The following is a 22,138-nucleotide window of genomic DNA, read 5'->3' as shown; positions in this document are numbered from 1 at the left end:
CCCGGTGGTGCGGAGCGTTCTGCCCTGCCGTGTTCCTTGCCGTCTTTCTTGGGTCACGTACCGGTCTCCATGCCGTCGGTCCGGGGTGGCGCCGAACAGGGGGCTACGAGCCATCTCCCGTACCGGAAAGCCCAGTTGGGGAGCGCGCAGACAGCCCTGACGGCGACTTAGGTGAGCATAACCTCAGCCGCTGTGACGTGGGCCGCCGAATCCGCAAGGGGACTGTTGAGTTAGGCAAACCTCACCTTACTATGCGAGCGGTCGCGGCTCCGCTGAGCCGTTCCACACCTATGGGGAGGCACGGGCAGCTGTGTCGGACAACTCATCTCGTTCTCGCACACCTTCCTCGGTACCGGCTCCGGCTCGGGAGGCGTACTGGCGGGGGAGGTTCGCCGCACCGGCCGCCGAGACCCCGTTGCCGCTCGACCGGCCCTACCCCAGCCACCCGGACGCCCCGGCACCGCGCGCACGGAGCACGGCTCAACTCGGCGTCGGTGCCGATGAGAACACCCTCTTCGCCGCCTTCGTGGTCCTGCTGCACCGGTACGCGGCCGCCCCGGCCACCGAGGTGACCCTCGCCCATGACGGGCTCCCGCTACGCATCACCGTGGACGGCGGCACCCCCTTCTCCGAGCTGTGCGCACGCGTCGCCGCAGCGCGGGCCGAGGCCGAGGCCCACCGGCTGCCCACCGCCGAACTGCTCCGGCTGCTCACCCCCGAACCCACCCGAGGGGGAGGGGTGTTGTGCGCCACCGGCTTCGGTTTCGCGCCCTGGGCCGAGGGTGGCCCGCTGGACCTCGCGCTGTCCGTCGCCGACGGCACGGTACGGATCGACCACCGCGCCGACCTGTTCGACACGGCCACGGCCGACCGCGTCCTCGGCCACTACCGCACCCTGCTCGCCGACGCCGTGGCCCGCCCGGACACCGCCGTGGCCGACCTCGACCTCCTCACCGACGACGAGCGGCACCGGATTCTGACCGGCTGGAACGACACCGCGCACGACGTGCCCGCGCACACCTGGCCACGCATGTTCGCCGACCAAGTCGCCGCCCGTGCCCGGGAAGTCGCCCTCATCCACGAGGACGTCCGCCTCACCTACGCCGAACTCGACGCCCGAGCAGCCCGGTTGGCGCACGTCCTGGTCGCCCGGGGTGCCGGTCCCGAGCAGGTCGTGGCGCTGGCCGTGCCCCGCTCCGCCGACATGATCGTGGCGCAGGTCGCCGTCCTGAAGGCGGGCGCCGCCTATCTGCCCGTCGACACCGACTATCCGGCCGACCGCATCGCCTACATGCTCGACGACGCCCGCCCGGTCTGCCTCGTCACCACCGCCGAGGTACTGCCCGACCTGCCGCCCGGCACCGACCCGCTCGTCCTCGACGCCCCCGCGACCCTGGCCGAGCTGGCCGCCCAACCAACCCACGACCCCTCTGCGACAGCCGAGTTGACGGCTGCTCACGCCGCCTACGTCATCTACACCTCCGGCTCCACCGGCCGCCCCAAGGGCGTAGTCCTCTCGCACGCGGGCGTCGCCAAGCTCGTCGCCACCCAGCGCGAGCGGTTCGGGATCGGCCCGCACAGCCGGGTCCTCCAGTTCGCCTCACCCAGCTTCGACGTGGCCTTCTGGGACCTGTGCCTCGGCCTGCTCTCCGGCGGCCGCCTCGTCGTCGTCCCCACCGACCGCCGACTGCCGGGCGAACCCCTCGCCGCGTACGCCCGCGAGCACGGCATCACCTTCATGATCCTGCCGCCCGCCCTGCTGGCGGCGATGCCCGAGGACGTCCAACTCCCGCCAGAGGCAACCCTGCTGGCGGGCACCGAACGCGTCTCGCCGGAGCTGGTCGGCCGGTACGCGGGTGGCCGGATGATGTTCAACGCCTACGGCCCCACCGAGGCCACCACCAACTCCACGCTCGGCCGCTGCGATCCGCACACCCCGCCCGGCACCATCGTGCCCATCGGCATTCCCGACCCCGGCACCCGCGCCTACGTCCTCGACGACCGGCTGCGGCCCGTCCCCGCCGGGGTCACCGGCGAGCTGTACCTCGGCGGCGCCGGACTCGCCCGCGGCTACCTCGGCCGCCCCGGCCTGACCGCCGAACGCTTCGTCGCCGACCCCTTCGGCGCCCCCGGCGAACGGCTCTACCGCACCGGCGACCTCGTCCGCTGGAAGACCGACGGGCGGCTGGAGTTCCACGGCCGCGCCGACAGTCAGGTCAAGGTCCGCGGCTTCCGTATCGAGCCCGGCGAGATCGAGTCCGTGCTGCGCGCCCACCCGGCCGTGGACCAGGCCGCCGTCGTCGTCCGCGAGGACCGGCCCGGCGAACGCCGCCTCGCCGCCTACGTCGTCCCCGCCCTGGACAACACCTCGGAGGACGGGGTCGCGGACTGGAAGGACCTGCACGAACTGCTGTACTCGGCGGCCGGTGCCGAGGACTTTTCGGAGAACTTCGCGGGCTGGAACAGCATGTACGACGGCCAGCCCATCCCGCTCGCCGACATGCGCGAGTGGCGGGAGGCGACCGTCGCCCGCATCAGTGAACTGCGGCCCCGCCGGGTGCTGGAGATCGGCGTCGGCTCCGGCCTGCTGCTGTCCCGGCTCGCCCCGGAGTGCGACGCGTACTGGGGCACCGACCTCTCCGAGGAAGCCGTACGCGCGCTCACCGCCCAGGTGGCCGAGATCCCCGAACTCGCTGACCGGGTAACCTTGTTGGCCCGGCCCGCGCACGACCTCGCGGGGCTGCCGGAGGGGTATTTCGACACCGTCGTCGTCAACTCCGTCGTGCAGTACTTCCCCGGCGGCGACTACTTGACTGGTGTGCTCCGGGACGCGGCCGCGCTACTCGCGCCCGGGGGTTCCCTGTTCATCGGGGACGTGCGCAATCTGCGGTTGCTGCGCACCCTGAGCGCCGCCGTCGAAGGGCAGCGGGCCGAGGGCGACGACAAGGAGGCGCTGCGGGCCGCCGTGGACCGGGCCGTCGCCTGGGAGGGCGAACTCCTCGTCGACCCGGACTACTTCGCCGCCCTGGACGGCTTCACCGCCGACATCCGGATCAAGCGCGGCACCCATCACAACGAACTCACCCGCTACCGGTACGACGTGGTCCTGCGGCCGGGAACGCACACCATCTCGCACGTGCCCGCACAGCCCTGGCCCGAGGTCGGCTCCCCCCAAGCCCTCTCCGACCTGCTGGCCGCCACCGACCGCCCGCTGCGCGTCACCGGCTTCCCCAACGCCCGCCTCGCCGACGACCTGAGCGCCCTCGCCGCCCTGGACGACAGCAGCAGGCCCGCCACCGGCCCCTACGGCATCGACCCCGAGACCCTGCACGAGATCGCCGCCCGGCACGGCCGCCGCGCTCACCTCACCTGGGACGGCGACGCCGAGGACGGCGCCGTAGACGCCCTCTTCAGCTCCGAGGACGCAGCGGCCCCGTACCGCGGGGGCACCGGCCACCCCCTCACCAACCGCCCGGCACCCTTCCGCAACATCACCGCGCTCATGGCCGCCCTGCGCACCCACGCCGCCGCCGCGCTGCCCGACTACATGGTCCCGGCCGCCTTCGTCCCACTAGACCGGCTGCCCGTCACCCCTAGCGGCAAGCTCGACGCCGCCGCGCTGCCCGTCCCGGACCGCACCCTCCCCACCGGCGGCCGCCCGCCCGCCACCGCCCGCGAACGGCTGCTGTGCGAGCTGTACGCCCGCGCCCTGGACGTGCCCTCGGTCGGCGCCGACGACGACTTCTTCGCGCTCGGCGGCGACAGCATCGTGGCCGTCCGCCTCCTCGTCCTCGCCCGCCGCGCCGGACTGGAGCTGACCCCACGCGACGTGTTCCGCCACCGCACCGCCGCCGAACTCGCCACCGTCGCCCGCACCGGCACGGCCGAGGCGGACGGCGAGACGGTGCCCTGGGAGGTCCCGGCACCCGGAGAGATCGCGGCCGATCTCACCGTGGAGGAGGTCCTCCCGCTCGGCCCGCTCCAGGAGGGATTCTTCTTCCACGCCCTGGTCGACGGCGCCGAACACGACGCCTACGTGGTACAGCAGGTCATCGAGCTGACCGGACCCGTCGACGGCACTCTGCTGCGCACCGCCGCCGAACGGCTACTGGACCGACACGCCCCGCTGCGCGCCTGCTTCCGCCAGACGCCGGACGGCCGCCCGGTCCAGCTCGTCGCGTCCGGGCTCGCACTGCCCTGGCACGAGACCGACCTCACCACCGAGCCCGACCCCGCCACCCGGCAGTCCCGCGCCGACGCCGTGGCCGCCGAGGAGCGGGCCCGGCGCTTCGACCTGGCCCGGCCACCGCTGACGCGCTGCGCACTGATCCGGCTCACGGACGAGCGCAGCCGACTGATCCTGACGTTCCATCACATCGTGGCGGATGGCTGGTCGCTGCCCGTCCTCCACCGCGAACTGCTCGCCCTGTACGGCGAACACCCCGAGCCGCTGCCCGAGGTCACCCCCTATCGCGCCTACCTCCGCCGGATCGCGGGCGCCGACCGCGAAGCCGCCCGTGCGGCCTGGGGCGACGCGCTCGCCGGGGTCGAGGAACCCACCCTGCTGGTGCGCACCCCGGCCAGCCCTGGACCCGTCGAACCGGCACAGATCCGGGTGGAGTTGACCGAGCGCGTCACCGCCCGGCTCACCGCCCGTGCCCGCGAGCGCGGGGTCACGCTGGGCACGCTCGTCCAGGGGGCTTGGGGGCTGTTGCTCGGACGCCTGACGGATCATCAGGATGTGGTCTTCGGTACGACCGTCGCCGGGCGCGATGCCGCAGTGGACGGTATCGAGTCGATGATCGGACTGTTCATCAACACCCTGCCGACCCGGCTGCGCTGGGCGCCCGGCGACACCCTGGGCGCGGTGCTGGACCGGCTTCAGGAGGAGCAGAGCGCCCTCCTGGACCACCAGCACCTCGGTCTCGCCGACATCCAGCGGGCCGCGGGGCACGCGGGCGGTGGTGAACTCTTCGACACCCTGGTGGTGTTCGAGAACTACCCCGGTGGCGAGGGCACTTCAGGCATCACCGACCCGAGTGGCGCGATCGCCGTCTCCGGGCACGCGTTCCATGACGCCGTGCACTATCCGCTGGCCCTCATCGTCAAGCCCGGCCGTCGGCTCGACCTGCGGCTCAAGCACCACGCCCGGCGTCTGGACGCCGACGCGGTGCAGGCCCTCGCCGACCGGCTCAGCCTGCTGCTGCACACCCTTGCCGACGACCCCGGCGCCCGCGTCGCGGACCTCTCCCTGCTCACCCCGCGCGAGCTGGCCCAGGCCCACCCGGCGGGGGAGACCCGTACGGTTCCGGACACCACGCTCGCCGCCGCCTTCACCGCACAGGCCGCCCGTACCCCGGACGCCACCGCCGTCGTGTACGAGGGCACCACGCTGACCTACGCCGAACTCGACTCCCGTGCCGAGCACTTGGCGGTCCGGCTGCGGGCGCGGGGCATCGGCCGGGAGCGGTTCGTCGCCGTCGCCGTACCCCGGTCGGCCGAGCTGATGGTGGCGCTGCTGGCCGTGCTGAAGGCGGGGGCCGCGTATCTGCCGCTCGATCTGGACTATCCCGCTGACCGGCTGGCGTACACGCTGGCCGACTCGGGCACGACCACCGTCCTCACCACGGCTCGGGACGCCGGACGGCTGCCCGCGGCCGACGGACTCGACGTGCTCATGGTGGACGACCGTACCGAGGCGCCCCTGCCGGACCTCCCGCTGTCGGACCCCGCCCGCCCCGACGACCCCGCCTACCTCATCTACACCTCCGGCTCCACCGGCCGCCCCAAGGGCGTTGTCGTCACCCACCGGGCCATCGTCAACCGGTTGGCGTGGATGCAGGGCGCGTACGGGCTCACCCCCGACGACCGGGTGCTGCAGAAGACCCCGGCCGGGTTCGACGTGTCGGTGTGGGAGTTCTTCTGGGCGCTGTGCGAGGGCGCCACCGTGGTCCTCGCCGCGCCGGACGGCCACCGCGACCCCGTCTACCTGGCCCGGCTGATCCGGGACGCGGGCGTGACCACTCTGCACTTCGTGCCCTCGATGCTGGAGGCGTTCCTCGCCTCCGAGGAGGTCACCGCCGACCCCGCCTGGGCGACCGGTCTGCGCCGCGTCTTCAGCAGCGGCGAGGCCCTGTCCGGGGCGGCCGCCCGCCGCTGGCGCGAGCTGACCGGGGTCCCGCTGCACAACCTGTACGGGCCCACCGAGGCCGCCGTCGACGTCACCCACCACGCCTGCGACGACGCCCCCGACACCGTCGTGCCCATCGGCCGACCCGTGTGGAACACCGGCCTGCGCGTGCTGGACTCCTGCCTGCGCCCCGTACCCGACGGCGTGCCCGGCGAGCTGTACCTCACCGGCGTCCAGCTGGCCCGCGGCTACCACCGGCGCCCCGCGCTGACCGCGGACCGCTTCGTCGCGGACCCCTACGGCGCGCCCGGCACCCGGATGTACCGCACCGGTGACCTGGTGAGCCGCCGTGCCGACAGCACCCTCGACTACCTCGGCCGCACCGACCGCCAGGTCAAGCTGCGCGGCAACCGGATCGAGCCCGGCGAGATCGAGGCCGCCCTGACCCGGCACCCGGACATCGCCCGGGGCGCGGTCGTCGTCCGGGACCACCGCCTCGTCGCCTACGCCGTCCCCGCACCCGGCGCCACCGTCGACCCCACCGAGCTGCGCGCCACCCTCGCGGAGGCGCTGCCCGCGCCCCTGGTCCCCGACGCGTATGTCCTCCTCGACGACCTCCCGCTCACCCCCAGCGGCAAGCTGGACCAGGCCGCGTTGCCCGCCCCCGAGGCCGAGCGCGCCGTCCGCCGCGAACCCTCCGGGCCGGTGGAACGCGAGCTGGCCGGGATCTTCGCGGCCGTGCTCGGCATCCCGGACGTCGGCCCGGACGACGACTTCTTCCGGCTCGGCGGCGACAGCATCAGCTCCATCGGCGTCGCGGCCCGCGCCCGCGCGGCCGGTCTCGACGTCAGCCCGCGCGACGTCTTCACCCACCGGACCCCGGCCGCCCTCGCCGCCGGGACCCGGGCCACCAGCCCCACCCCGGCCCGTGAGACCGCCGCCTTCACCCTCACCGACGCCGAACACGCCCGCGTCCGCACCCTGGCCGCCCCGGCCGAGGTTGCCGACATCTGGCCGCTGGCCCCGCTCCAGGAGGGCCTGTTCTTCCACTCGGCGTATGACGAGGGCGCCCTCGACGTCTACACCGTCCACGAGACCTTCGACTTCGCCACCCCGCTGGACACCACCCGGCTGCGCGCCGCCGTCCGCACCCTGCTCGACCGCAACCCCGGCCTGCGCGCGGGCTTCACCAGCGACGGTCTCGACCAGCCGGTGCAGTTCATCGTCGCGGACCCGGAGATACCGCTGGAGACGGTCGACCTCTCCCACCTCACGGCCGCCGAACAGGACGCCCAAATCGTGGAGTTGACCGGCGCCGAGCGGACCCGCAAGTTCGACCTGTCCAAGCCGCCGCTGTTCCGGCTGCTCCTGCTCCGGCTCGGTGACGGGCGCGGCGACCGGCTCGTCATCGGCCGCCACCTGATCCTCTGGGACGGCTGGTCCGCCTGGCTCTTCCTGGACGAGCTGTTCGGGCTGTACGAGACCGGCGGCGATGCCGGTTCCCTTGCCGCGCCCGGCAGTTACCGCGACTACCTCACCTGGCTCGCCGCGCAGGACGACACCGAGGCCACCGCCGCCTGGCGCACCGCGCTCGCCGGACTCGACGAGCCCACCCTCCTCGCCCCGACCGCCCCCGACGGGCTCGAACCGGTCATCCCCGACCAGCTCGACACCCGGCTGAGCGCCGAGCTGGGTGAGCGGCTGCGGGACACCGGCCGCGCGCACGGCCTCACCCTGAACACGCTGCTCAACGCGGCCTGGGGGCTCACCCTCGCCACCGCGACCGGCCGCGCGGACGTCGTCTTCGGCACCACGGTCGCCGGACGGCCCAGCGAGGTCCCGCACGTCGGCGACATCATCGGCCTCTTCCTCAACACCGTCCCCACCCGCATCGCGCTCGACCCCGCCGAGCCGGTCCTCGGCCTGCTCCAGCGCATCCAGGGCGAGCGCCTCGACCTCATGCCGTACGAGCACCTCAGCCTCGGCGTGCTCCAGGCCGAGACCGGGCACCGCAAGCTGTTCGACACGCTGTTCGTGCTGCGCAACAACGACACCGAGGAACGTCTCGACGGACTGCGCACCCGGCACGGCGCCACCGCCGTCGCCAACGTGGACGCCACCCACTACCCGGCCAACCTCGTCGTCACCCCGGGTCACCGCATCACCGTCACCCTCACCCACCGGCCCGACCTGGTCCCGGCCGACCGGGCCCGCGCCCTCCTCGACCGGTTCACGCTGCTCCTGGACCGGCTCACCACCGACCTCGACGCCCCGGTGGGCTCGCTCGACCCGCTGCTGCCCGCCGAGCACACCGCCCTGCGCCGCGAGCAGGAGGCGAGCCGGGTCCCCGACCCCGAGGACACCATCGCCGACCTCCTCGCCACCCAGGCCGCCCGCACCCCGGACGCCCGCGCCCTGGTGTGCGGCGAGCGGACGCTGACGTACGCCGAACTGGACTCCTCCGTCAACCAGTTGGCGCGGCTGCTCATCCAGCGCGGTGCCGGGCCGGAGCGGATCGTCGCGCTCGGCCTGCCGCGCTCACTGGACACCGTCGTCGCCCTCTTCGCCGTACTGCGGACCGGCGCCGCCTATCTGCCGCTGGAGCTGGACCACCCCGCCGACCGGCTGTCCGGGATGCTCGCGGACGCCCGCCCGCTGCTCCTGCTCACCACCCGTGCCGTCTCCGCCACCCTCGACGCCGACACACCCCGCGTCCTGCTCGACACCCCCGACACGCGCGCCGACCTGGCCGCACTGCCGGACACCCCGGTACGCCGCCGGTTCAGCCTCGAACACCCCGCGTACGTCATCTACACCTCCGGCTCCACCGGCCGCCCCAAGGGTGTCGTCACGCCGTACCGGGGCCTGACCAACATGCAGCTCAACCACCAGAAGGAGATCTTCGCCCCGGCCATCGCCTCGGCGGGCGGACGGCGGCTGCGCATCGCGCACACCGTGTCCTTCGCCTTCGACATGTCCTGGGAAGAGCTGCTCTGGCTGGTCGAGGGCCACGAAGTACACGTCTGCGACGAGGAGTTGCGCCGAGACGCCGAGGCCCTGGTCGCCTACTGCGAACGGCACCGGGTCGACGTCGTCAACGTCACCCCCACCTACGCCCGCCTGCTGATCGAACAGGGCCTCCTCGAAGGCCACGTACCCCCGCTGGTGCTGCTCGGCGGCGAGGCCGTCCCCGAGACCGTGTGGACGGCGCTGCGGGACACCGAGGGGACGTACGGCTACAACCTGTACGGCCCCACCGAGTACACGATCAACACCCTCGGCGGCGGCACCCTCGACAGCGCCACCCCCACCGTCGGCCGCCCCATCCGCGGCACCCGCGCCCACATCCTCGACGCCTGGCTGCGCCCCGTACCCGACGGCGTGCCCGGTGAGCTGTACATCGCCGGGATCGGGCTGGCCCGCGGCTACCTCGACCGGCCCGCGCTCAGCGCCGAACGCTTCGTCGCCGACCCCTTCGGCGCGCCCGGCGAGCGCATGTACCGCACCGGCGACCTGGTGCGCCAGGGCCCCGACGGCAACCTCGACTTCCTCGGCCGCACCGACGACCAGGTCAAGATCCGCGGCTACCGCATTGAGCCCGGCGAGATCGAGGCCGCCCTCAGCCGCCACCCCCAGGTCGCCCAGGCCGCCGTCGTGGTCCGCGACGAACGCCTCGTCGGCTACGTCGTCCCCGCCCCCGCCGAAGCCGCCGACCGCACCGCCACCGAGGCCGCGCAGGTGGGGGAGTGGCAGGAGATCTACTCCGACGAGTACGAGGAGATCGGCACCGCCGTCTTCACCGAGGAGTACGCGGGCTGGGACAGCTCCTACGACGGACAGCCCATCCCCTTCGAGGAGATGCACGAGTGGCGCGAGGCCACCCTCGCCCGCATCCGCGCCCTGAACCCCCGCCGAGTCCTGGAGATCGGCGTCGGCTCCGGCCTGCTGCTCTCCCGGCTCGCCCCGGAGGCCGAGGCGTACTGGGCGACCGACTTCGCCGCCCCCGTCATCCGCAAGATCGGCCAAGAGCTGCGCCGCGAGCCCGAGTTGGCCGCCAAGGTGGAACTGCGCTGCCAGCCCGCCGAGGACCTGAGCGGGCTACCGACCGGCTACTTCGACACCATCGTCATCAACTCCGTCATCCAGTACTTCCCCAGCATCGACCACCTGACCGGCGTGCTGCGCGGCGCACTGGACCTGCTCGCGCCCGGCGGCGCCCTCTTCGTCGGAGACGTACGCAACCTGCGGCACGCCCGCGTCTTCCACACCGAGATCCAGCGCGCGCGGGGCACCACCGACGAGGACCTGGAGCGGGCGGTGGAACGCGGGCTGCGCCTGGAGAAGGAACTCCTGGTCGACCCGGACTACTTCACCACCCTCGGCCACGGCGTCGACCTCCGCACCAAGCGCGGCCACCACCACAACGAACTCACCCGGCACCGCTACGACGTCGTCCTGTACGCCGGTGAACCCGACGTCGACCTGGGGGACTTGCCGACCGTCGACTGGAGCACCGCCCACGCCGTCGGCGACCTCGTGCGCGGCGACCGTACGACGGAGGACATCGGCGAGCTGCTCACCGGCATCCTCGCGACCACCGGACGCTTCGGGGACCGCCCGCGCGGCACCCGACCCGAGGGCCTCCGGGTGACCGGCATCCCCGACGGACGCACCGTCGAAGGCGGCGTCGACCCCGAGGACCTGCACCACCTCGCGGCCGAGTCCGGACAGCGGGTGCTCACCACCTGGTCGGCGGCGACCGGCACCTACGATGCGGTGTTCCTGCCCGCCGAACCCCGCCTCACCGCAGGGCTGTTCCGGCCCGAGGGCACCCATCCCCACGCCAACGATCCCACCGCCGCCCGCGAGACCAGCGCCCTGGTGCGCAGGCTGCGCGAGGAGTTGGGCCGCGAACTGCCCGACTACATGGTCCCGGCGGCCTTCGTCACCGTCGACACCCTGCCGATGAACGCCAACGGGAAGCTCGACGTGCGCGCCCTGCCCGACGCCGAACCCGCCGTCGCCCTCGGCGGCGGCCGCGGGCCGCGTACCCGGCGCGAGGAAGTCCTGTGCCGACTCTTCGCCGAGGTGCTGGGACTGCCCGAGGTCGGCGCCGAGGACAACTTCTTCGACCTGGGCGGCCACTCACTCCTCGCCACCCGGCTGGTCAGCCGCGCCCGCACCGAGCTGGACGCCGAACTCGCCATCCGCGACCTGTTCGAGGCCCCCACCCCGGCCCTGCTCGCGGGCCGCGCCGACAACGGCAAGCCCGCCAGGCCCCGGCTCGCGGCGGCCGTGCAGCGCCCCGAGCGGGTTCCGCTGTCGGCCGCGCAACGGCGGCTCTGGCTGGTGGACCGCCTCGCCGAGCGGGCCGGGGGAGTGGCCTACAACTTCCCGCTCGTCCTAAGGCTGCGCGGCCCGCTGGACCTGCCCGCACTGCGAGAGGCGCTGCGTGATGTCGCCGCCCGGCACGAGTCGCTGCGGACCCTTGTCGGTGAGCACGAGGGTGAGCCGTACCAGCGCGTCCTAGGTGCCGAGGAGGCGGAGGTGCCGTGCACGGTGGCCGACGCCACGGAGGCCGCGCTGCCCGCGCTGATCGCCGCTGCGCAGCGCCGCCCCTTCGACCTGACCCGTGAACTCCCGCTGCGCGCCGACGTGTTCCGGATCGGCGCCGAGGATCATTTGGTCGCGGTCGTCCTGCACCACATCACCACCGACGAGTGGTCCGACCCGTCCTTCCTGGCCGACCTGGACACCGCGTACGCGGCCCGCGCGGCCAGTACCGCGCCCGACTGGGCTCCGCTGCCGGTCCAGTACGCCGACTACACCCTCTGGCAGGAGCAGCTCCTCGGGCACCTCGGTGAGCAGCAGACCGCCTACTGGACCGAGGTGTTGAGCGGCCTACCGGAGGAGCTGCCGCTGCCCCTCGACCGGCCGCGCCCCGCCGAGCCCAGCGGGCGGGGAGCCGTCGTACGGCGGGCGGTGCCCGAGGAGACCGGGCGGGCGCTGCGCGAGCTGTCCGCCACCACCGGCACCAGCATGTTCATGCTGCTCCAGGCCGCCACCGCCGCGCTGTTGCACCGGCTCGGCGCGGGCGACGACATCCCCCTCGGCGCCCCCATCGCGGGCCGCACCGACAGCGGACTGGACGATATCGTCGGCTTCTTCGTCAACACCCTCGTGCTGCGCACCGACCTGTCCGGGGACCCCACCTTCGCCGAACTCCTGGGCCGGGTAAGGGAGTCGTCGCTCGCGGCCTTCGAGCATCAGGACCTCCCCTTCGACCGGGTCGTGGAGGCCGTCAACCCGCCGCGCGTGGCCGGGCGCAACCCGCTGTTCCAGGTGATGATGGGCTACCACCACCGCCCCGACGGCGATCCCAGTACCCTCCTCGGACTGCCCGCCGAGTGGTACGACATGGACACCGGCGCCGCCAAGTTCGACCTGCACTTCACCTTCGTGGATGAGGCCGACGGGATCGTGCTCCTGCTGGAGTACGCGACCGACCTGTTCGACCACGGCACGGTCGAGCGGCTGGCGGGGCGGATGCTGCGCGTACTGGAGCAGACGGCTGTCGAACCCACACTTCCGGTGCGGGAGTTGGAGGTTCTGGAAGACGCCGAACGGACGCGCGTCCTCACCGACTGGAACGACACCGCCACGGCCGTCCCCGATGCCACCTTGCCCGAGCTGTTCCGCGCCCAGGCCGCCCGCACCCCGGACGCCACCGCCCTCGTCTTCGAGGGGGAGCGGCTGACGTACGGCGAGCTGGACGCCCGCGTGGAGCACACGGCCCGCGTCCTGGCCGGTCTCGGTGCCGGGCCGGAGAAGACCGTCGCCGTCGCCCTGCCGCGCTCGGTGGACCTCGTCGTCGCTCTGCTCGCCACCCACCGTGCCGGAGCCGCCTACCTCCCGCTGGACCCCGACTATCCGGCGGACCGCCTCGCCCTCATGGTCGAGGACGCCCGCCCGGTCTGCGTGATCCGCGACGCCCTGCCCACCGGCCCCGAGGCCGAGCCACCCACCTCGTACGACCCCCGCAGCCCCGCGTACGTCATCTACACCTCCGGCTCCACCGGCCGCCCCAAGGGGGTCGTCGTCCCGCAGGCGGGCATCGTCAACCGGCTGGTTTGGATGCAGGGCACCTATGGACTGACCGCCGAGGACCGGGTGCTCCAGAAGACGCCGTCCAGTTTCGACGTGTCGGTGTGGGAGTTCTTCTGGCCGCTGATCACCGGCGCCACGCTGGTGGTCGCCCGGCCCGAGGGGCACCGCGACCCCGCCTACCTGGCCCGGCTCATCCGGAAACAGGACGTCACCACCGTCCACTTCGTGCCGTCCATGCTCCAGCTGTTCCTCGAGGAGCCGTCCGCCGCCGAGTGCACCGGGCTGCGCCGGGTGCTGTGCAGCGGGGAGGCGCTGCCCGCGGGCCTCACCCGCCGCTTCCACGAGACGCTGACCGCCGGACTCCACAACCTCTACGGCCCCACCGAGGCGTCCGTCGACGTCACGGCGACCGAGATCGGCCCCGGCGCGACCACCGTGCCGATCGGCCGCCCGGTGTGGAACACCCGCACCTATGTCCTGGACGCCGGGCTCAAGCCGGTGCCGCCCGGTGTGGCTGGTGAACTGTACTTGGCGGGCCTGCAGTTGGCCCGTGGCTATCTGGACCGGCCCGCGCTGACCGCCGAGCGGTTCGTGGCCGACCCCTTCGGGGCGCCCGGTGCCCGGATGTACCGCACCGGGGACCTGGCCCGCTGGACGGCGGATGGCGCCCTCGAGTACCTGGGCCGCACCGACGACCAGGCCAAGGTGCGCGGCTTCCGGGTCGAGCCCGGCGAGATCGAGGCCGTGCTCACCGCCCACCCGTCCGTCACGGGTGCGGCGGTCGTCGTCCGCGACCAGGCACTCGTCGCCTATGTGGTCCCGGACCGCCAGACGCTGGACACGAATGTGCTGCGCGCCCATGTGTCCGCCACCCTCCCGGCCCACATGGTCCCGGCCGCCTACGTCACGCTCGACGCACTGCCGCTCACCCCGAACGGCAAGCTCGACCGCCGCGCGCTGCCCGACCCCGACCCCGACTTCCGTACCGACGGCGCCCGGCCGCGCACCCCGCGCGAGGAGATCCTCTGCGGCCTCTACGCCGACGTGCTCGGTCTGGAGCGGGTCGGCGTCCACGACGACTTCTTCGCCCTCGGCGGTCACTCCCTGGCCGCCATGCGCCTGGTCAGCCGCGTCCGCGCCCTCCTCGGCACCGACCTCTCGCTGCGCACGGTCTTCGACGCCCCCACCCCGGCCCGGCTCGCCGCCCGCCTGGACACGTCTCGTACCCCCGGTCGGCCCGCGCTCACCGCCGGGCGCCCGCATCCGGAACGGCTGCCCCTGTCCTCCGCCCAGCGGCGGCTCTGGCTGCTGCACCAGGTCAACGGCCCCGCCCCCGCCTACAACATCCCGGCCGTCTGGCGCCTCACCGGCACCCTCGACCGGGACGCCCTGCAAGCCGCCCTGAACGACCTGGCCGCACGGCACGCCCCGCTGCGGACCGTGTTCCCGGCCGTGGATGGGGTTCCGTACCAGCAGGTGCTGGACGAGGTCCGGGTGCCGCTCGTCGACGGTGACGACCTGGCGGTGGAGGCCGCGCATCCCTTCGATCTGACAGCGGAACTCCCGCTGCGCGCGGTGCTGTTCGAGGATGGTCCACACGACCACGTCCTGCTGCTCCTGCTCCACCACATCGCCACCGACGAGTGGTCCGAACGCCCGCTGCTCACCGACCTCGGCACCGCCTACGCGGCCCGCACCGAGGGGCGCGTCCCCGACTGGGCTCCGCAGCCGGTGAGTTACGCCGACTTCACCCTCTGGCAGCGCGATCTGCTGGCGGCCGCCGAAGCCGACCTGCTGGCCCACTGGACGGACACGCTCGCCGGAATCCCGGCCGAGCTGAACCTGCCCGCCGACCACCCCCGCCCGGCCGAGTCCAGCGGGCGCGGCGGCACCGTCGGCTTCACCGTGCCGCCCGCGCTGGAGCGCGCCCTCCGTGCCCTCGCCCGCGACCACGGGGTCAGCATGTTCATGGTGGCCCAGGCCGCCGTGGCCGCCCTGCTGCACCGGCTCGGCGCTGGCGATGACATCCCGCTCGGCGCCCCGGTGTCCGGCCGCGCGGACGAGTCGCTGGAGGACCTGGTCGGGTTCTTCGTCAACTCCCTCGTCCTGCGCACCGATCTGTCCGGCGACCCGACCTTCGCCGAACTCCTCGCCCGCGTCCGGGAGACCGGCCTCGCCGCCTATGAACACCAGGACCTGCCCTTCGAGCGGCTGGTGGAGGCGCTCAACCCCGAACGCTCCCTGGCCCGGCACCCGTTGTTCCAGGTGATGGTCGTCCACCTCGCGGGCCGGACCGACGCACCCGTACTGCCCGGTCTCACCGCCCACCGCGAGACCGTGGGCCAGGACAGTGCCAAGTTCGACCTCAGCTTCGACTTCGTCGAGCAGGAGGACGGCATCCAGGGCTGGATCGAGTACAGCGCCGACCTGTTCGACGAGCCGACCGTCCAGTTGCTCGCCTGTCGACTGGAGTCCGTCCTCGCCCAGGCCGCCGCCGACCCCGGCCGCCGCGTCGGCACGCTCGACGTCCTCCGCGACGACGAACGCGCCCTGGTCCTCACCGGCTGGAACGACACCGCCCGGACCGTCCCCGACGACACCCTGCCCGAGCTGTTCCGTGCCCAGGCGGCCCGTACCCCGGAGGCCACCGCCGTCGTCTTCGAGGGCACCGCCCTCACCTACGCCGAACTCGACCAGCGCGTGGCACGCCTCGCCCGCACGCTGGCCGCGCACGGCGCCCGCCCCGAGACCACCGTGGCCGTCGCCCTGCCCCGATCCGTGGCCCTCGTCGTCACCCTGCTCGCGGTGCACCGCGCGGGCGCCGCCTACCTGCCCCTGGACCCCGCCCACCCCGCCGACCGGCTCGCCCACATGCTCACCGACGCCGACGCGGCCTGCCTGGTCACCGGCGACGGCATCGACCTCCCCGACACCGGCACCCCCCGCCTGCACGTGGACGCGGACGGCACGCCGAAGAACCCGGCCGACGCCCCGCTCCCCACCTCGTACGACCCCCGCCACGCCGCCTACGTCATCTACACCTCCGGCTCCACCGGTCGCCCCAAGGGTGTCGTCGTCCCGCAGGCGGGCATCGTCAACCGGCTGCTGTGGATGCAGGACGCCTACGAACTGACGCCGGACGACCGGGTGTTGCAGAAGACCCCGGCCGGGTTCGACGTGTCGGTGTGGGAGTTCTTCTGGCCGCTGATCACCGGCGCGACCCTGGTCGTGGCCCGCCCCGAGGGGCACCAGGACCCCGCCTACCTGGCCGCGCTGATCCGCGAACAGGCCATCAGTACGGCCCACTTCGTGCCGTCCATGCTGCGTGCCTTCCTGGACGAGCCCGCCGCCGCGCGCTGCACCGGACTGCGCCAGGTCATGTCCAGCGGCGAGGCCCTCCCCGCACCCCTCGCCGCCCGCTTCCACCTCGCCCTGCCCGGCAGTCGCCTGCACAACCTCTACGGTCCCACCGAGGCGTCCGTCGACGTCACGGCGACCGAGATCGGCCCCGGCGCGACCACCGTGCCCATCGGCCGCCCGGTGTGGAACACCCGCGCCTACGTGCTCGACGCGGGCCTCGGCCCGGTGCCGCCAGGCGTGGCCGGTGAACTGTACTTGGCGGGCGCCCAGTTGGCCCGTGGCTACCTGGACCGGCCCGGGCTGACCGCCGAGCGGTTCGTCACCGACCCCTTCGGGGCGCCCGGTGCCCGGATGTACCGCACCGGGGACCTCGCCCGCTGGACGCCGGCCGGGGAGCTGGAGTACCTCGGCCGGGTCGACGACCAGGTCAAGCTGCGCGGCTTCCGTATCGAGCCGGGCGAGATCGAGGCCGCGCTCACCGGGCACGCGGGGGTCGCCCAGGCGGTCGTCGTGCTGCGCGAGGACCGGCTCGTGGCCTACGCCGTCCCCGCCGAGGGCCCGCACCCGGACCCCGCCGAGCTGCGCGCGCACACCGCCGCCACCCTGCCCCGCCACATGGTCCCGGCCGCCGTCGTCCTGCTCGACACACTCCCGCTCACCCCCAACGGCAAGCTCGACCGCCGTGCGCTGCCCGCGCCGGACTTCGCCGCCGAGGTCGGCGGCGTCCGGCCGCGCACCGAGCGGGAGGAGACGCTGTGCGCCCTCGTCGCCAAGGTGCTCGGGCTCGAACGCGTGGGCGTCGAGGACGACTTCTTCTCCCTCGGCGGGGACAGCATCGTCGCCATGCAGCTCGTCGCGCGGGCCCGCGCCGCAGGGCTTGCGTTCAGCCCGCGCGACGTGTTCCGGCACAAGTCGGCCGCCGGACTCGCCACCGTAGCCACCGCCACTGCCATCGAGCACCGGCCGGACGACACCCCGCTGCTGCCCGACCTCACCGACACCGAACGCGCCGAACTGGCCGCCCTCCCGCCCGGCACCGAGGTCCTCCCCGTCTCCCCGCTCCAGGCCGGGCTGCTCTTCCACGCCGCCCTCGACTCCGGCGACCAGGGACCCGACGTGTACACCGTCCAGGTCTCCTACGACCTCGACGGCCCCCTCGACGCCGACCGGCTGCGCGCCGCCGCACAAGGTGTGCTCGACGCCCACGAGAACCTGCGCAGCGGTTTTAGGCACCTGTCCTCCGGGCGGCCCGTCGCCGTCGTCCCGCGCACCGCCGTACTGCCCTGGCGGCAGCTCGACCTCACCGATGCGGCCGACGGCGACTGGGAGCGGCTGCTCGGGCAGGAGCGGCGCCGGTTCGACCCCGAACAGCCGCCGCTGCTGCGGATGTTGATTGCCCGGACCGGGCCGGACCGGCACCGGCTCGTCCTCTCCCACCAGCACCTGTTGCTCGACGGCTGGTCGCTGCCGCTGCTCACCGCCGAGCTGTGGGCGCGCTACGAGGGCCGCACCCCGGCCCCGCCCGCCCCGTACCGGGCGCATCTGCGGCTGTTGGCCGCCCAGGACCAGGCCGCCTCCACTGCCGCGTGGGCCGACGCCCTCGCCGGGCTCGCCGAGCCCACCCGGATCGCGCCCGCCGACCCCGACCGGGCAGCCGCGGTCCCGCACACCCACACCGTCGAACTGGACGCGGACCGCACCGCCGGGCTGGAGGCGTTCGCCCGGAACCAGGGCGTCACCCTCAACACCCTGGTGCAGGCCGCCTGGGGCGTACTGCTGGGCAGGCTCACCGGACGCGACGACGTGGTGTTCGGCGCCACCGTCGCCGGACGCTCACCCGAACTCGCCGGGTCCGAGGCGATGATCGGCCTGTTCATCAACACCGTGCCCGTACGGGTCCGGCTGAGCGCCCAGGAGAGCACCGCCGAACTGCTGCACCGGCTGCAGGACGAACAGTCCGGGCTCATCCGCCACCAGCACCTCGGTCTCGCCGACATCCAGCGCGCCACCGGACTCGGTGAACTCTTCGACACCCTGGTGGTGTTCGAGTCCTACCCCGTGGCCGACAGCACCGAGGACGGCGAGGCGCCCCGCGCCACCGTCCGCGAACACCAGGACTCCACGCACTACCCGTTCGCCTGGGCCATCGAGCCCGCCGAACGGCTGCGTCTCACCGCCGAGTTCCGCCCCGACCTCTTCGACCCGGCCACCGTGCGCCGCATCACCGACGCCCTCCTCCACCTCCTCACCGGCATGGCCGCCGACCCCCACAGCCCCATCGGCAGGCTCGACCTGCTCGGCCCGGACGACCGGCACACCGTCCTGGAGCGGTGGAACGACAACACCCTGCCCCCGGCCGAACGCCTCGGCACCGTGCCCGAGTTGTTCGCGGCACAGGTCGCCGCCAGCCCGGAGGCGGTCGCCGTCACGGACGGCCGCACCACCTGGACCTTCGCCGAACTCGACGCCCGTACCGACGCGTTGGCGCGCACCCTCGCCGGACAAGGGGCCGGACCCGAGCGCATCGTCGCCCTCGCGCTGCCCCGCACCGCCGACCACATCGCCGCCATCCTGGCCGTACAGAAGGCGGGCGCCGCCTATCTGCCCCTCGACCCCGACCTCCCCGGCACCCGGCTCACCGGCATGCTCACCGACACCCGCCCGGTCCTCATCCTCACCACCGAGGACACCGCCCTCCCCGCCACCGACATCCCCGTCCTCCTCCTCGACGCCCCCACGGACGGCCTCCCCCAGGCCGAGCCCACCCCACCCGGCCCCGACCACCCCGCCTACGTCATCCACACCTCCGGCTCCACCGGCCGCCCCAAGGGCGTCGTCGTCACCCAGCGCGGCCTGGCCAACCTCTTCCACAGCCACCGCCACGACCTGCACGCGGCCGCCCGCCGCAGCACCGGACGCGATCAGCTGCGCGTCGGCCACGCCTGGTCGTTCTCCTTCGACGCCTCCTGGCAGCCCCAGCTCTGGCTGCTCGACGGACACGCCCTGCACATCGCCGACGACGAGACCCGCCGTGACCCCGAACTCCTCGCCACCTTCATCCGCGCACACGGCATCGACTTCATCGAGGTCACCCCGTCCCTGCTGGTCCGCATGGCCGACAGCGGCCTGATCGGCCCCGAGGGCGACTGCCCGCTCGCCCTGGTCGGCTTCGGCGGCGAGGCCGTGCCCGAGTCGCTGTGGACGCGGCTCGCCGCGCTGCCGCACACCGAGGCCGTCAACCTGTACGGCCCGACCGAGGCCACCGTGGACGCGCTCGTCGGCCACGTCCGTGACAGCGCCCGCCCGGTCGTCGGACGGCCCGTCCACCACACCCGCGCCTACGTCCTCGACACCGCCCTGCGCCCCGTCCCGCCCGGTGTCACCGGCGAGCTGTACCTGTCCGGACCCGGCCTCGCTCGCGGCTACCTCGGCCGCCCGGAACTCACCGCCGAACGCTTCGTCGCCGACCCCTTCGGCACACCCGGCGCCCGCATGTACCGCACCGGAGACCTGGCCCGCTGGACCGAGGACGGCCTGCTGGAGTTCGCCGGCCGCTCCGACGACCAGGTCAAGATCCGGGGCTACCGCGTCGAACTCGCCGAGATCGAAGCCGCGCTGGACAGCCACCCGGCCGTAGCGCACTCGGTCGTCGTGGCCCGCGAACACCGGCCCGGTATCCGGCAGTTGATCGCCTACGCCGTCCCCCGCGACGGAACGACGGCGGAGCCGGGCGACCTGCGCGCCCACACCGCCGCCACGCTGCCCGACTACATGGTCCCGGCCGCCGTCGTCGTGCTGGATCGGCTGCCGTCGCTGTCCAACGGCAAGCTCGACCGCGCCGCCCTGCCCGCGCCGACCTTCACCGGAGGAGGGCGTGTCCCGGAGAACGACACCGAGCGCACCCTGCGCGACCTGTTCGCCGAGACCCTCGGGCTGCCCGCCGAGGCCGTCGGTACGGACGACGACTTCTTCGCCTTCGGCGGGGACAGCATCGTCGCCATGCAGCTCGTCGCCCGCGCCCGGACCGGCGGACTGCGGATCAGCCCGCGCCAGGTCTTCCGGCACCGCACCGTCGCCGCCCTGGCGCCCGCCGCCGTACCGCTCGACCCCGGCCGGCGGCACGCCACCCACGACGACGGCACCGGAACCGTCCCGCTCACCCCCATCATGCGAGCCCTCCTGGCACGCGGCGGCCCCTTCACCGCCTACCACCAGGCCGCGCTGCTCCACACCCCCGCCGACCTCACCGAACCCGGACTGCTGGCCGTGCTGGAGGCGCTGGCCCGGCGACACGACATGCTCCGGGCCCGGCTCGTCCGCACACCGAGCCCCGCTCTCCACGTGCCGCCCACCGCCGACACCCGCGACTGGCTCACCCGCGCCGACGTGCGCGGCGCGGACGAGACCGCGCTGCGGGCCGCCATCGCCCGGTACGCCGCGACAGCCCGCGACGGACTCGACCCCGACGACGGGGCGATGGTGCGGGCCGTCTGGTTCGACGCCGGGCCCGGCCACCCCGGACGGCTGCTGCTCCTCGTCCACCACCTGGTGATCGACGGCGTCTCCTGGCGCACCCTGCTGCCCGACCTCGCCACCGCGTGGACCGCCGTCCGGGACGGCCGCACCCCCGAACTCGCCCCTGTGGAGCTGTCGTTCGCCCGCTGGGCGCGGCTACTGGAACGCCGGGCCGCCGACCCCGCCACCGCGGACGAGCTGCCCTGGTGGACCGGCACCCTGGCCGAGGGCGCGGGGCTGCCGCTGGCCCGCCCGCTGGACCCCGCCCGCGACACCGTCGCCGCCACCCGCTACCTCTCCCTGACCCTGCCCCCCGAGATCACCGAACCCCTGCTCAGCCGCGCCCCGGCCGCGTTCGGCGCCGGAGTCAACGACGTGCTGCTCACCGCGTTCGCCCTCGCCGTGGGCGACTGGCGGGCCCGCGTCCTGGGCGCCGACCGTCCCGGCGGGCCGGTGCTGGTCGATCTGGAGGGGCACGGCCGCGAGGAGGAGATCGCGGGCGACGCCGACCTGTCCCGCACCGTCGGCTGGTTCACCAGCGTCGTACCGGTACGGCTCGACCCCGGCCCGGACGCCACCCTCGAGGACGGCCCCGCGCTGGACGCCGCCCTGGCCCGCGTCCGGGAGCAGCTCGCCGCCCTCCCCGCGGCCGGTATCGGCCACGGCCTGCTGCGCCACCTCAACCCGGAGACCGCGCCGAGGCTCGCCCAACTCGACGACCCGCAGATCGAGTTCAACTACATGGGCCGCTTCGACCGCCCCGAGGCCGCCGACTGGTCCTACGCGGCCGAGGAGTCCGCCGCCGACCTCGACGCCGACCCCGGTATGCCGATGTCGCACGCCCTGACCCTCAACGCCCTCACCGAGGACCGCCCGGAAGGGCCCGAACTCAGCGCCCACTGGGCCTACGCGGCCGACCTCCTCACCGAGGAGCAGGTCCGGGACCTGGCCCACACCTGGTTCCGGGCGCTGGAGGCACTGGTACGCCGGGCCGCCCAGCACCGCCCCTGACCGTCCCACCCCGAC

General features: G+C 73.8%; 1 protein-coding gene. It reads left to right on the top strand.

Annotated features, from left to right (window positions below; genetic code table 11):
- Positions 1–310 precede the first annotated feature (310 nt).
- A complete protein-coding gene (locus tag ACI2LY_RS20160; RefSeq protein WP_404708341.1) occupies positions 311–22,123 on the top strand; it encodes a non-ribosomal peptide synthase/polyketide synthase in 21,813 nt (7,270 codons plus the stop codon).
- Positions 22,124–22,138: the final 15 nt, after the last annotated feature.

Source organism: Streptomyces sp. NPDC002176, assembly GCF_044903645.1.
Lineage (GTDB): Bacteria > Actinomycetota > Actinomycetes > Streptomycetales > Streptomycetaceae > Streptomyces.
Note: the sequence above shows the minus strand (reverse complement) of the source record. Positions and strands in the feature narration are given on the sequence as shown.